This window comes from Streptomyces sp. DT2A-34, from assembly GCF_030499515.1.
Taxonomy (GTDB): Bacteria; Actinomycetota; Actinomycetes; order Streptomycetales; family Streptomycetaceae; genus Streptomyces.
The window spans coordinates 2,704,450-2,717,791 of the sequence record NZ_JASTWJ010000001.1; the positions used below are offsets into that span (position 1 = coordinate 2,704,450).

Annotated in this window: 9 protein-coding genes and 2 pseudogenes; 5 read left to right on the forward strand and 6 right to left on the reverse strand. The window is 72.5% G+C overall.

Annotation, left to right across the window (positions count from 1 at the left end; all coding sequences use genetic code 11):
* The first annotated feature begins 61 nt into the window (after positions 1-61).
* Together QQM39_RS11685 and QQM39_RS11690 are read left to right on the forward strand one after the other, a co-directional pair.
* Positions 62-1,900 (forward strand): HSP90 family protein, encoded by a 1,839-nt coding sequence (locus tag QQM39_RS11685; protein WP_301996631.1) that lies wholly within the window; start codon positions 62-64, stop codon positions 1,898-1,900.
* Complete coding sequence (locus QQM39_RS11690) at positions 1,897-4,860, forward strand: tetratricopeptide repeat protein (RefSeq protein ID WP_301996632.1); 2,964 nt, start codon at positions 1,897-1,899, stop codon at positions 4,858-4,860. The genes QQM39_RS11685 and QQM39_RS11690 overlap by 4 nt, the downstream gene beginning before the upstream one ends.
* 54 nt (positions 4,861-4,914) lie before the next feature.
* Here the strand turns inward: QQM39_RS11690 and QQM39_RS11695 are convergent, their stop codons facing one another.
* Positions 4,915-6,867, reverse strand: coding sequence for a DAK2 domain-containing protein (locus QQM39_RS11695; RefSeq protein ID WP_301996633.1), 1,953 nt, complete (start codon positions 6,865-6,867; stop codon positions 4,915-4,917).
* Between the two features lie 257 nt (positions 6,868-7,124).
* Between QQM39_RS11695 and rpmB the strand changes: the two genes are divergently transcribed.
* A complete protein-coding gene (gene rpmB, locus QQM39_RS11700) occupies positions 7,125-7,310 on the forward strand; it encodes a 50S ribosomal protein L28 (RefSeq protein WP_003993230.1) in 186 nt (61 codons plus the stop codon).
* Positions 7,311-7,436: 126 nt separating this feature from the next.
* On the opposite strand, the pseudogene thiD reads toward rpmB, so the two are convergent.
* Both thiD and QQM39_RS11710 read right to left on the reverse strand, forming a co-directional pair.
* Positions 7,437-8,239: pseudogene (gene thiD, locus QQM39_RS11705) on the reverse strand (bifunctional hydroxymethylpyrimidine kinase/phosphomethylpyrimidine kinase).
* Positions 8,236-9,204 carry a thiamine-phosphate kinase gene (locus tag QQM39_RS11710; protein ID WP_062709090.1) on the reverse strand — a complete coding sequence of 323 codons (969 nt, stop codon included), beginning with the start codon at positions 9,202-9,204 and terminating at the stop codon, positions 8,236-8,238. The pseudogene thiD and the gene QQM39_RS11710 overlap by 4 nt, the downstream one beginning before the upstream one ends.
* 206 nt (positions 9,205-9,410) lie before the next feature.
* On the opposite strand from QQM39_RS11710, the gene QQM39_RS11715 reads away from it, so the two are divergent.
* Together QQM39_RS11715 and QQM39_RS11720 are read left to right on the forward strand one after the other, a co-directional pair.
* Positions 9,411-9,644, forward strand: coding sequence for an Lrp/AsnC family transcriptional regulator (locus tag QQM39_RS11715; protein WP_003997603.1), 234 nt, complete (start codon positions 9,411-9,413; stop codon positions 9,642-9,644).
* Positions 9,645-9,664: 20 nt separating this feature from the next.
* Positions 9,665-10,173 (forward strand): annotated as a pseudogene (locus tag QQM39_RS11720) (DUF3515 domain-containing protein).
* A gap of 12 nt (positions 10,174-10,185) precedes the next feature.
* Here QQM39_RS11720 and QQM39_RS11725 read toward each other — a convergent pair.
* The 3 genes from QQM39_RS11725 to QQM39_RS11735 all read right to left on the reverse strand — a co-directional run bounded on the left by QQM39_RS11725 (position 10,186) and on the right by QQM39_RS11735 (position 13,245).
* Positions 10,186-11,343 carry a D-alanine--D-alanine ligase family protein gene (locus QQM39_RS11725; RefSeq protein WP_301996634.1) on the reverse strand — a complete coding sequence of 386 codons (1,158 nt, stop codon included), beginning with the start codon at positions 11,341-11,343 and terminating at the stop codon, positions 10,186-10,188.
* A 94-nt stretch (positions 11,344-11,437) separates the two neighbouring features.
* A complete protein-coding gene (locus QQM39_RS11730; RefSeq protein ID WP_301996635.1) occupies positions 11,438-12,448 on the reverse strand; it encodes an NAD(P)H-dependent glycerol-3-phosphate dehydrogenase in 1,011 nt (336 codons plus the stop codon).
* Entirely contained in the window at positions 12,445-13,245 is an 801-nt protein-coding gene (locus tag QQM39_RS11735) for a 1-acyl-sn-glycerol-3-phosphate acyltransferase (RefSeq protein ID WP_301996636.1), read from the reverse strand. Before QQM39_RS11735 ends, QQM39_RS11730 begins: the two co-directional genes overlap by 4 nt.
* Positions 13,246-13,342 lie beyond the last annotated feature (97 nt).

The following is a 13,342-nucleotide window of genomic DNA, read 5'->3' on the forward strand; positions in this document are numbered from 1 at the left end:
CGCCTCACCGGGACCGCCCGACCCCGCGCCGTCGCCAAGTCCCCCCAACGGCGCCGTGACGATGGACTCCCAGACCTCACAGTCATCCCAGGCCCCTCAACCGCCCCAGTCACCTCATACGTTCCAGGTCGACCTGCGCGGTCTGGTGGACCTGCTCTCCCATCACCTCTACTCCAGTCCCAAGGTCTACCTGCGCGAGCTGCTGCAGAACGCGGTCGACGCCATCACCGCCAGACGCGCCGAGGAGCCGGGCGCGCCCGCCGTGGTCCGGCTGTACGCCGAGTCGGGCGCCCTGCGGGTCGAGGACTCCGGGGTCGGGCTCACCGAGGCGGACGTGCACAGCCTCCTCGCGACCATCGGACGCAGCTCCAAGCGTGCCGAAGGGCTGCAGGAGGCCCGGTCCGAGTTCCTGGGGCAGTTCGGCATCGGTCTGCTGGCCTGTTTCGTGGTCGCCGAGCGGATCCGCGTCGTCAGCCGCAGCGCCCGTACGCCGGACGCGGCGCCCGTGGAGTGGACGGCCACGGACGACGGGTCGTACACCGTGCGGACGCTGCCTGACGACGCCCGCGCCGAACCGGGGACCACCGTGCACCTGGTGGCGCGCGCCGGAGCCGCCGAGTGGCTGGCCGAGGACCGGGTGCTGGCGCTGGCGCGGGACTTCGGCTCGCTGCTGCCGTACGACGTCCGGGTCGGCGGCGAGGCGGTCACCGATCTGCCCGCGCCCTGGGACCGGCCGTACCCCTCCCCCGCCAACCGCAGGGTTGCCCTGGCCCGGCACTGTCACGACCTGTTCGGCTTCACGCCGCTGGACTCGATCGACCTGGACGTGCCGCTCGCGGGGATGCGTGGCGTGGCTTACGTCCTTCCCTCGGCGGTCAGCCCCGCCCAGCGGGCCGGCCATCGCGTCCACCTCAAGGGCATGCTGCTGACCGAGCGGGCCGAACAGCTGCTGCCGGACTGGGCGTTCTTCGTGCGGTGCGTGCTCGACACGGACAGTCTGCGGCCCACGGCCTCGCGGGAGTCGCTGTACGAGGACGAGACGCTGGCGGCCGTACGGGAGGCGCTCGGCGAAAGGATTCGGTCCTGGCTGACCGGCCTTGCGGCCGGTGATCCGGAACGGCTGGCGGCCTTCCTGGCCGTGCACCACCTGGGCGTGAAGTCCCTCGCGCGGCACGACAAGGAGATGCTGCGCACGATGCTGCCGTGGCTGCCCTTCGAGACGACCGACGGGCGGCTGTCCCTGGAGGAGTTCGCGCAGCGGCACCCGGTGGTGCACTTCACGCGGACCGTCGAGGAGTACCGGCAGGTCGCGCCGATCGCGTCCGCGCAGGGCGTCGGGGTGATCAATGGCGGTTACACGTACGACAGCGAGCTGGTCGAGGCGCTGCCGTCGGTGCGGCCGGGGACGGTCGTCGCCGAGCTGGACGCGGACACCGTGACCGCCCATCTGGACTCGGTCGACCCGGCCGAGGAGCTGGCCCTGGCGGGCTTCCTGGCCGCCGCGCGGGCCAAGCTCGACCCCCTGGGCTGTGACGTCGTCCTGCGCGCCTTCCATCCGCTGTCCGTGCCCGCGCTGCACCTCGACGACCGGGAAGCCCGGCACGAGCAGGCGCGCGCGGAGGCGGAGGAGCAGGCCGACGACCTGTGGGCGGGCATCCTCGGCTCGCTGCGCGGCAGCACGCCACGCGCGCGTCTCGTGCTCAACCACCTCAACCCGCTCATCCGGAAGATCAGTTCCCTGGGCGATCCGGAGCTGATCGGCACCGCCACCGAGTCCCTCTACGGGCAGGCGCTGCTGATGGCGCAGCGACCGCTCAGGCCCGCGGACTCGGCGCTGCTGAACCGGGCCTTCATCGGCCTGCTGGAATGGGCCACGAACGGCGAGGAGGGCCGCCGATGAGCGGGATCACGGACTTCGACTCACTGCGCCGGGCGATGGCGGAGAACGGCGAGGAGCCGGAGGGTCCCGCCCGCAACGCGCGCGCGGAGCAGCTGCTCGCCGAGGCCGAGAAGCTGAACGTCCCGCTCGCCGTGATCGAGGCGCTCGGACACCAGCTGAAGGTCTACAACTACAGCTCCGAGAAGGACAAGATGTTCGTCCCCTTCGCGCGTCTGCTGCGCATGTGGGACGAGCGGCCCGAGGACTTCGACGCGTACGAGACGCACTCACTGCACTGGGTCTTCAAGTGGATGTCGTCCGGCATGCTCGACCAGCCGCACATCCCGCTCGCCTCGATCGAGAAGTGGCTCGGCGAGATGGAGCACCGCTACCGGCTCGCCGGGCACTCCGAACGGGCCGTGCGCAGCGCCGAGTTCAGCGTGGCCGCGCATGTCGGGGACGTGGCGCGGGCCGAGCGGGCGTACGCCGCCTGGCTGGCCGCCGACCGGGACAGCATGGCCGACTGCCACGCGTGCGAGCTGCACGGGCAGGGGTGGTGGCAGGCGGAACGGGGCCGGCACGCGGAGGGGCTGCAGCTGTGGGGGCCGGTCCTGGAGGGCGAGTTCACCTGCGCCCATGAGCCGCACACGGTCCTCGCGTCCTCCCTGGCGCCGCTGCTGCGCCTGGGACGCGTCGACGAGGCCCGCGCCAACCATCTGCGGGGCTTCAGGCTCGTACGGGCCATGGAGAGCATGCGTGGGGCCTACGCGGACCACGTGGAGTTCTGTGCGCTGACCGGCAACGAGGCGCGCGGCCTGGAGCTGCTCGCCGAGCGGCCCGCGTACTTCACCGACGACGGGCATCCGCGCAGCAAGCTGGAGTTCATGGCGGTGGTGGCCCTGCTCATGGACCGCCTGACCGAACTCGGGCTCGGTGATCAGCGGGTGCCCGGTCCGGCGGGCCGTACCTGGACCGCCCGCGAACTCGCCACCCACGCGCGCGGGGAGGCCCTCGCGCTGGCGGCCCGCTTCGACGAGCGCAACGGCACGGCGCACATCAGCGAGCGGGCACGCGCGCGTATGGGCCAGCGGCCACTGGTGGAGCGGCTGCCGTTGGGGGTGCGTACGCCGGCTCGGCCTACGGCGGTGGCGTTGCCCGGCCCGGCCGCGGCGAACGCGCCGGGGAACCCGGACACGCAGCCCGACCTGATCGCGCTGCTCGCCGAGGCACGGCGCCTGTCGGACACCCTGCAGCCGAACGCCGTCGAGGCCTGGGCGGCCGTCGCGCGGGCCGCCGAGGGCGTCGAGCTGGCCGCCCGCGACCGCGCGGAGATCGCCGATCACCAGGCGATGGACCTGGGCCCCGAGGGCATCGCCCTGTTCGAGGAGGCCGCCGGGCTGTACGCGGAGGCGGGCGACCCCGGGGAGGCCCTGGCGGCACGCGCGCGTGGAGCGTACGTACGCGCTCTCTCGGGCGAGGTGCCGCAGGCCCTCACCACGATCGCCGGCCTGTACGACCGGATTCTCGCCCTGTACGCCGAGGACGGCACGGAGGTACGTCAGACGGCGGCCGTACTGATGAGCCGGGCGCGGATTCTGATGCGGCAGGTGCACGAGGCGGAGGACGCGGTGCAGGGTGCCGTCCTGGCCGACGCCGAGACCGCCGCGCGGGAGGTGCTCGCGCTCGTCGACGGGCGGGCCGGGGACGACGTACGCCTCGTCTCGCGGGCCGCGGAGGCGCAGGCGATGCTCGCGGAGCTGGCGGCGCTCACCGGGGACGTGGAAGGGGCCGCGGAGCTGTTCGCGCGGGCCTCGGAGGCGTTCGTCGGGGCGGGGCTGCCGTGGTTCGCGGTGGAGTACGAGGCCCGGCTGGCCGGTCTCGCGCACCATCTCGGCGATACGGCGGAAGCCGAGCGGGCGCTGCGGGCGGCCCTGGAGCACGGCGGGCCGCACCTCGAGGCGACCGGGCGGGCCCAGCTGAACCTCCAGCTGGCCGAGGTGCTCGGCGGGCGTGGGATGACGGAGGAGGCCGCCGAACGCGCCCTGGAGGCGGCGCACTGGGCCGACGAGGCGGGCGAGAGCCGCACGCTGGGCGCCTGGGCGCGGCAACAGCTCGGCGGGTTCCTGCTGCGGCAGGGACGGTGGGCCGAGGCCGCCGAGGTGCTGGAGTCGGCGCTGCCCGACCTGACCGCCGAGACGCACGGCGACGGCGCGGTCGTCCAGACGCAGTGGTGGCTCGGCGACTGCCTGAGCGAACTCGGCGAACACCGCGCGGCGGCCGAACGCCGGTTGCAGGCCGCCGAGATCGCCCGGCACTGGCCCGAGCAGCACGACCACGCCACGCTCGCCCACCTCGCCGCCGAATCCCTCGGCCACGCGGGCCTGCACGCCGAGGCGGACGAGGCGTACGCACGCGCGGGCGCGCTGTGGCGCTCCCTCGGCAACGTGCACGGCCTCGTCCGCTCCCTGCGCGCCCGCGCGTGGCTGGCGCTGCGGGTGGGGGACGTGGCGGGCGAAGACGCGGCCGGCGGGGTCGGCACGGCGTCCGAGTTGATGGCGAGCGCGGTCGGCGAGTGCGTGGCGGCGCTGGACGCCGCGGACGACGCGGAGGCGCGGCAGCGGCTCACCGCCGAACTCGGCCACACCCATCGGCAGTTCGGCGACCTGCTCGCCCGTTCCGCCACGGAGGACGCCGAGGACGAGTCGATCCGGGCCGCGCTGGAGGAGGCCCTGTCCCAGGTGACGCGGGCCGCCGCGGTGTTCGCCTCCCTCGGCGATGACGCCCTGCACAGCCGCACCGGCGCCGAACTCGCCGCGGGCTGGCTGGAGGCCGACCTGAGCCGCCCGGCCCGGGCCGCCGCACGCGCGCGTGCGGTGCTGACGGCGTACGCGGGCTCCGACGAGGGCGACGAGGCGGCACAGGAGCGACGGGCCGAGGCCCAGCAGATGCTGCAGGTAGTGGAGGAGCAGGGCACGGAGTAGCGGCGCGGGGAGGGGCCGGTTCCGGGCTCTCGCGCGACAGGGCTCCGGGGAGCGCTATTCCACGCCGATGAGCAGCAGCGCCCCTTGCCGTCCGCCCCGGTACACCACCGTGTCGACGGCGAGATACGACTCACGCACGCGTGCTTCGAGGTGCTCGGCGATCGCCTCCGGCGCCTCGTCGCCGAGGACGATCGTGACGAGTTCGCCGCCGGCCGCGATCATGCGGTCGAGGACGGTCTCCGCGGTGGCCGTCACGTCCGAGCCGATCACGGCCACGTCGCCGTCGATGAGGCCGAGGACGTCGCCGGCCTGGCAGATGCCGGCCATGGTCCAGGACTGGCGCTCCGCGACGACGACCTCGCCGTACCGGGTCGCGCCGGCCGCCGAGGTCATCGACACGACGTCCTCGTCGAAGCGGCGCTCCGGCTCGTGCACGGCGAGCGCCGCGATGCCCTGGACCGCGGAGCGGGTCGGGATCAGCGCCACGCGGATGCCCTCCGCGCGGGCCTGCTCGGCCGCGGCGGCCGCGGTGTGGCGCAGCTCGGGGTCGTTGGGCAGCAGCACGACCTCGCGCGCGTGGGCCCGCCGAACGGCGTCGACGAGCTCTCCGCTGGCGGGCGGCTCCCCGGGGCGCGCGAGCACGGCGGTCGCGCCGGCCTCGGTGTACAGCCCGGCCAGTCCCTCGCCCGGCACGACGGCCACCACGGCGCGCTGAACCCGCTCCCGCAGCGGCCGCTCGCCGCCGGTGGTGTGGACGTCGCCGAGCCCGAAGTGAGTGATCCGGATCCGGTACGGCCGCCCCGCCTCGACGCCCGCCTCCACGGCGGCACCCGCGTCGTCGACGTGCACATGGACGTTCCACAGCCCGTCGCCGCCGACCACGACGAGGGAGTCCCCGAGGGCGTCGAGCCGGGCCCGCAGTCGCGCGACGGCCACGTCATCGGCCTCCAGGAGGTAGATCACCTCGAAGGCGGGGCCGCCTCCTCCGCCGTGGTCGGCCGGACCGTCGGCACAGTCGTCGAGGCCGCCCGGGGCTGCGGAGCCACCGCGCGCGTGTGCCGGGACCACCGCTTCCCCCGCCGCTCTTCCCGGCACAGGGGACACGAGGAGATGGTCGTCGCCCCCCGGAAAGGCACCCGGCGCCAAGTCAGTCCCAGGAAACGCGCCCGCCGCCAAGTCCGTGAGCGGCACCCCGACCTCGCCGGGCTCCACGCGCGCGTGCGGGGCGCCACCGTCCGCGCTTTCCTCCCGCGTGCGCGCGGCACCGCCCTCTGCGCTCCCCACGTGTGCGTGCGTGCCACCGAACCCGCCGTCCCCAAGGAGCCCCCGGTAGACCTCCCGCGGCGCCTCCCCGGTGAACGTCTCCACCAGCGCCGCGAGCACCGCCACCAGCCCCCGCCCGCCCGCGTCGACGACCCCGGCACGCTCCAGGACGGCCAACTGGCTGGGCGTCGCGGCGAGGGCGGCACGTGCCCCCTCGTAGGCCGCCCGCGCGACCGTCCCGCAGTCGCCCTCCGCCCCGGTGGCCGCGTCGGCGGCGGCCGAGGCGACCGAGAGGACCGTGCCCTCGACGGGATGGGCCACGGCCTCGCGCGCGGAGTCGGCGGCGCGCCGCAGGGCCAGCCGCAGGGCCGACCCGTCGGTGTGAGCCGTCTCACCGTCCGCGGCGAGCACCTGCGCCATGCCACGCAGCAGCTGCGCGAGGATCGTCCCGGAGTTCCCCCGGGCCCCGATCAGCGCCCCGTGCGCCATCGCGCGCACGGTGTCGGCGAGTGAGGGGCTACCGGTCCGCGCGGACTCCACCTCGTGCCCGGCGAACACCGCCTCGACCGCGGCCACGGCCGACTCCACGGTCAGATACAGGTTCGTCCCGGTGTCACCGTCGGCCACGGGATAGACGTTGATCGCGTCGATCTCCTCACGCGCGCGACCCAGCGACTCCAACGCGAGACCGCACCAGGTGCGCACCGCGAGAGCATCGAAGAATGTCTGCGGCACGTGCGCCACCTGCGCCTCCTTGAGCTGCTGGACGTGGCACGCAGCGTAGACCCAGGGCCGGTGTACGGCGGAAGAGGGCCGGGAGCGGGCCCCTGAGCAGCCATGGTAGTTTCGTTGCACTGGCGCAGTCGTTGTATGCTGCTCCGGTTGCCCGATCCCATCGGGCCATCCTCCTGGCAGCGCCACTCAGATCTCTGATCCTACGATCTCGATCCCGGCCCGCCGGGATCCAACCGTAAGTGCATCTGAAGTCTTTGGAGTGACCCGTGGCTGCCAACTGCGACGTCTGCGGCAAGGGGCCGGGCTTCGGCAACAACATCTCGCACTCGCACCGCCGTACGTCCCGTCGCTGGAACCCGAACATCCAGCGCGTCCGTACCGTGGTGGGCGGGACGCCGAAGCGCGTGAACGCTTGCACCTCGTGCATCAAGGCCGGCAAGGTCTCGCGCTGACGCACAGCTAAGCGCGCGGCCACTGCTGGTTCGCTGCACTGAGCCGGTCCACCTCACGGTGGGCCGGCTTTTTGCTGCCCTGGCCCCGCACACGGAGATCGAGGCCCGGCAGGCCGCGACCGGACGTCAAGCTGCCGGATTACCCCGGCGAGTGAGGGCCCAGCCGTGATCCACGGGCCCGATCCCCCCGCCCAGCGCGAACCCGGCCGCGATCGCCCCGGTGACGTACTCCTTGGCCGCCGCCACCGCCTCCGGCACGGACTGGCCCTTCGCCAGCTGCGCCGCGATCGCGGAGGCGAGGGTGCAGCCCGTGCCGTGCGTGTGCCGGTTGTCGTGGCGCGGGGCGCGCAGCCAGTGCTCCTCGGTGCCGTCGGTGAGCAGGTCCACGGCGTCGCCCGCGAGATGGCCGCCCTTCACCACGACCCAACGGGGCCCGTAGGCGAGCACGGCCGCCGCGGCTCGCCGCAGGTCGTCCTCCGACTCCACGTGGACGCCGGTGAGTTGGGCCACCTCGTCGAGGTTCGGCGTCGCGACGGTCGCCACCGGCAGCAGCTTGGTGCGCACCGAGTCGAGCGCGGAGGCCGCCAGCAGCGAGTCCCCGTGCTTGGAGACGCCGACCGGGTCGACCACGGCGGGCGCGTCCGTCCCCCGATCAACTCGGCCACCACCTCGACGAGTCCGGCCGACGCGAGCATCCCCGTCTTGACAGCCTGCACGCCGATGTCGTCGACGACACTGCGGTACTGCGCCCGCACCGCCTCCACCGGAAGCTCCCAGGCCCCCTGCACGCCCAGGGAGTTCTGTGCGGTGACCGCCGTAAGGACACTCATGCCGTGCACGCCGAGCGCGAGCATCGTCTTCAGGTCGGCCTGGATGCCCGCGCCCCCACCGGAGTCGGAGCCCGCCACCGTAAGGACGCCCGGGATCATGACTCGATGTCCCCGCCGAAGTGGTCCCAGCCGCCCTTGCTGGTCCACGGCGCCCCGTCCACCGTCACCTGCGGCAGCGCCGAGGGATTGAGGACCTCGCCGATGACCTTCCAGCGGGCCGGGAGCTTCACGTCCGGCGGGAAGGTCGCCACGATCGCGTGGTCCTCTCCCCCGGTCAGCACCCATTGCATGGGGTCGACGCCGACGGCCTGCCCGATGTCGTTCATCTGGGACGGGATGTCGATCGCGCCCGAGCGGATGTCGATGCGGACCTTGCTGGCCTCGGCGATGTGCCCGAGGTCGGCGATCAGCCCGTCGCTGACGTCGCACATGGCGGTCGCGCCGAGCCCGGCCGCCGCCGGACCCGCGTGGTACGGCGGCTCGGGGCGCCGGTGCGCCTCCACGAAGGCCCGCGGCGAACGGAAACCGCGGGCGAGCACGGCGTATCCGGCGGCGGACCAGCCCAGCCAGCCGGTCACCGCGACGAGGTCGCCGGGCTGGGCGCCCGCCCGCGTCACGGGCTCCTGGTTGCGCAGATCGCCGAGCGCGGTGATCGACACCATGATCGTGTCGCCCCGTACGACGTCCCCGCCGACCACCGACGCGCCCGCGACCTGGCACTCGTCGCGCAGGCCGTCCATCAGCTCGCTCGGCCAGGTCACCGGGAGTTCGGCCGGCACGACCAGGCCGAGCAGCAGCGCCGTCGGTACGGCGCCCATGGCGGCGATGTCCGCGAGGTTCTGCGCGGCGGCCTTGCGGCCGACGTCGTAGGCCGTGGACCAGTCGCGGCGGAAGTGCCGCCCCTCCAGCAGGATGTCGGTGCTGGCGACCACCCTGCGGTCGGGCGCGGCCACCACCGCGGCGTCGTCGCCGGGACCGACCCGGACCGCCGGGGTGGTGGTGAGACGGGAGGTGAGCTCCCTGATGAGCCCGAACTCGCCGAGCTCACCAACAGTGCCCTTCATTGCCCTTACGCCCCTTCTGTCCCTGTCCGCACCCGGTCGCGCGTCACTACTGTCCTCGCTACGGTCGAGGTGTACGTCAACTTCTGTCGTGCCGGAACCCCGGCGCGCAAGCCCCGGTTCCCGTGGGTCTCCCCGCGGCGAGCGGCGACGCGATACCGTGGCGTTCCTTTTCCCCACATGATCCTCGTGGCCGCCCTGGAGGTTCCGTGGTACAGGCGTACATCCTGATCCAGACGGAGGTCGGCAAGGCGTCGACCGTCGCCGAGACGATCAGCAAGATCCCTGGAGTCATCCAGGCCGAGGACGTGACAGGACCGTACGACGTCATCGTGCGCGCCCAGGCCGACACAGTCGACGACCTGGGTCGCATGGTGGTCGCGAAGGTCCAGCAAGTGGACGGCATCACCCGCACCCTGACCTGCCCGGTCGTACATCTGTAGCCCCCGTCTACCCTTGGCCGGTGAACTCTTTCCGTCCCCGGCGCATTTCCGTCCTCGGGCTGCCCGCGCTCGTCCTGCTGATCACCGCGGCGGGCTGCTCATCAGCAGACGGCAGCGCGTCGGCGGCGGTTCCCAGCGCCGACGCGAAGACCACGAAGTTGTGCCAGAACCTGGACAAGGTACTGCCGGCCAAGGTGGACGGTGAGAGCCGTACGGACCCCTCGCCCGCGTCCGCGCTGACCGCCGGGTGGGGGACTCGGCGATCATACTGCGGTGCGGTGTCGCGAGGCCGCCCAAGATGCTCGATCCCAAGGTGGCGGAAGGCCGGGATCCGGACGCGGTGGCCGGCGGCGTGAACGGCGTCAGGTGGCTGATGGAGAAGCAGGACGACGGGGGCTACCGGTTCACGTCCGCGTTGCGCCGCGCCTATGTCGAGGTCACCGTGGAAAAGGGCCGGGACAGTTCGAGTGTGCTGATCGACCTGGCGGCGGCCGTCAAGAAGGCGATCCCCACGGGGATCGCCAACTGAACACGACGACCGTCACCTGAGCCCGGTGGACCGCCGCAACGCCGCCTGGAGCAGCTTGTCCACGAGGTCCGGGTAGCTGATCCCGCTCGCCTGCCACATCTGCGGATACATCGAGATCGGCGTGAAACCGGGCATCGTGTTGATCTCGTTGATCACGAACTCCCCGTCCTCGGTGAGGAAGAAGTCCGCGCGTACCAGGCCCTCGCACGAGGCCGCCTCGAAGGCGTCCACCGCCAGGCGCTGGACCTCCGCCGTCTCCTCCGCCGTCAGGGGCGCCGGCACGATCCCCGGCGTCGAGTCGATGTACTTGGCCTCGAAGTCGTAGTACGCGTGCGCGTCCGGCGGCGGGATCTCGGCCGGTACGGAGGCGCGCGGGCCGTCCTCGAACTCCAGCACCCCGCACTCGATCTCACGGCCGCGCAGCGCCGCCTCGACGAGGATCTTCGGGTCGTGCCGCCGGGCCTCGGCGATCGCCTCGTCCAGGCCGGACAGGTCGTCGACCTTGGTGATACCGATCGACGAACCCGCGCGCGCGGGCTTCACGAAGAGCGGCCAGCCGTGGTCGCCGGCGAGGTCGATGATCTTCTTGCGGGCGGCGGACTCGTCCTGCTCCCACTCGCGCGGCCGGATCACCACGTACGGGCCCACCTTGAGCCCGAACGAGGTGAACACCCGCTTCATGTACTCCTTGTCCTGACCGACGGCCGAGGCGAGCACGCCGGAACCCACGTACGGCACCCCGGAAAGCTCCAGCAGGCCCTGCAGGGTGCCGTCCTCGCCGTAGGGGCCGTGGAGCACCGGGAAGACGACGTCGATCTCGCCCAGCGCCTTGGGCACCGACCCGGGCTCGCTGTAGACGACTTCGCGGTTCGCGGGGTCGACGGGGAGCACCACGCCGCCCTCGCCGGAGTCGGTGAGATCCTCGACCTCGGGCGTACGGCGATCGGTGATCGCCATCCGTTCCGGTTCGTCCGCGGTGAGCACCCAGCGGCCTTCCCGCGTGATACCGATCGGCAGGACGTCGTACTTCGTCCGGTCGATCGCACGCAGTACGGCGCCGGCGGTGACCATGGAGATCCCGTGCTCGGAGCTGCGACCGCCGAACACGACGGCCACGCGCGGCTTGCGAGGCGGCTGGTCAGGGCTCTGGGGGAGGTTCTCGGTGCTCATATCGCGATGAGCGTACCCGGCCGTAGGGGCCGAGTCAGCGTCCGGGCCGCGAGTGAGTCGGAGGGCGTGCCGGTGTCAAGGGAGCGGCGTTCGCTCAGCGTCGCTCGGGCTTCGCGCTGCGCGACATCAGCTCCTTGAGCGCGACCACCGGAGGCTTGCCCTCGTGCACGATGCCGACGACCGTCTCCGTGATCGGCATGTCTACGCCGTGCCGACGGGCCAGATCCAGCACGGACTCACAGGACTTGACGCCCTCGGCGGTCTGCTTGGTGACCGCGATGGTCTCCTGCAGGGTCATGCCCTTGCCGAGGTTGGTGCCGAAGGTGTGGTTGCGGGACAGCGGCGAGGAGCAGGTCGCCACCAGGTCGCCCAGGCCCGCGAGGCCGGAGAACGTCAGCGGGTCGGCGCCCAGCGCGACCCCCAGCCGCGCGGTCTCGGCGAGGCCCCGCGTGATGAGCGAGCCCTTGGCGTTGTCACCGAGCCCCATGCCGTCCGCGATGCCGACGGCGAGCCCGATGACGTTCTTCACGGCACCGCCCAGCTCACAGCCCACCACGTCGGTCTCGGTGTACGGCCTGAAGTACGGCGTGTGGCAGGCGGCCTGGAGGCGCTGGGCGACGGCCTCGTCGGTGCAGGCGACCACCGCCGCGGCCGGCATCCGCGCGGCGATCTCGCGCGCGAGGTTGGGTCCGGTGACCACGGCGATGCGGTCATGGCCGACCTTGGCCACGTCCTCGATGACCTCGCTCATCCGCATGGTGGTGCCGAGTTCGACGCCCTTCATCAGGGACACGAGCACGGTGCCCGGCGCCAGCATCGGGGTCCACTCGGCGAGGTTGGCGCGCAGCGTCTGGGAGGGGACGGACAGCACCGTGAAGTCGGCGTCGGCCATGGCCTCGGCGGGGTCCGTGGTCGCCCGCATGCCTTGCGGGAGCTCGACGCCGGGGAAGTAGTCGGGGTTCGTGCGGCTCGAGTTGATGGCCTCGGCGACCTCGGCGCGACGGGCCCACAGGGTGACCTCGCACCCCGCGTCGGCGAGGACGATGCCGAAGGCGGTACCCCACGAACCGGCACTCAGAACCGCCGCCTTGACAGGCTTGCTCACGTGCCCTGCCCCTCTTCCTGCCCGGCCTTTTCCTGTTCGGCCTTCGGCTGCGTCCGCCGGTTCTGCGCGGCGGTCCTGCGCCGCTGCTCGATGCGCTCCTGGCGCGGATCGTACGGCGTCTCGGGCGCCTTCTCGCCGCGGATCTCCTCCAGCTGGCGGGTGATGGCGGCCATGATGACCTCGGTCGCCTCCTTCAGCAACTCCGGGGTCATCTCCTTGTCGTAGAAGCGGGCGAGATCCACGGGCGGGCCCGCGAGGACCCGGTGGGTCTTGCGCGGAAGGACGTTGAGCTTCTTGGCGTAGGGCGGCAGCAGTTCGTTGGCCCCCCACTGCGCGACCGGGATCACCGGGCACTTGGTCTGCAGGGCGACGCGTGCGGCACCGGTCTTGCCGGTCATGGGCCACTGGTCGGGGTCGCGGGTGATGGTGCCCTCGGGGTAGAACGCGACACACTCGCCGCGCTCCACGGCGTCGATCGCGGCACGGAAAGCGCTCAGCGCGTCCGTGGTCTCCCGGTAGACGGGAATCTGCCCGGTGCCGCGCATCGCGGCGGCGACGAACCCCTTCTTGAAAAGCCCGCTCTTCGCCAGGAATCGCGGAACCCGGCCGGTGTTGTACTGAAAGTGCCCGTACGTGAAGGGATCGATGTGCGAATTGTGGTTCACCGCGGTGATAAATCCACCCTCGGCCGGAATGTGCTCCATTCCGCGCCAGTCCCGCTTGATCAGAACCACCAGCGGCGGTTTGCAGAGCACCGCGGCGAAGCGGTACCAGAAGCCGATTCTGCGGCGGGGCACACGGACACCTTCCTCTAGGGATCAAGGACATCGGGCCGGAGGGCCGCACAAGTGTCGCCCCAGGCCGCCGGTCTGTCGAGAACACCGTACGCCCGCC

Coding starts and splice junctions, on each gene's coding strand:
- QQM39_RS11685 (WP_301996631.1), top strand. CDS start 62: ATGGACTCCCAGACCTCACAGTCATCCCAGGCCCCTCAACCGCCCCAG.
- QQM39_RS11690 (WP_301996632.1), top strand. CDS start 1,897: ATGAGCGGGATCACGGACTTCGACTCACTGCGCCGGGCGATGGCGGAG.
- QQM39_RS11710 (WP_062709090.1), bottom strand. CDS start 9,204: ATGAAGGGCACTGTTGGTGAGCTCGGCGAGTTCGGGCTCATCAGGGAG.
- QQM39_RS11725 (WP_301996634.1), bottom strand. CDS start 11,343: ATGAGCACCGAGAACCTCCCCCAGAGCCCTGACCAGCCGCCTCGCAAG.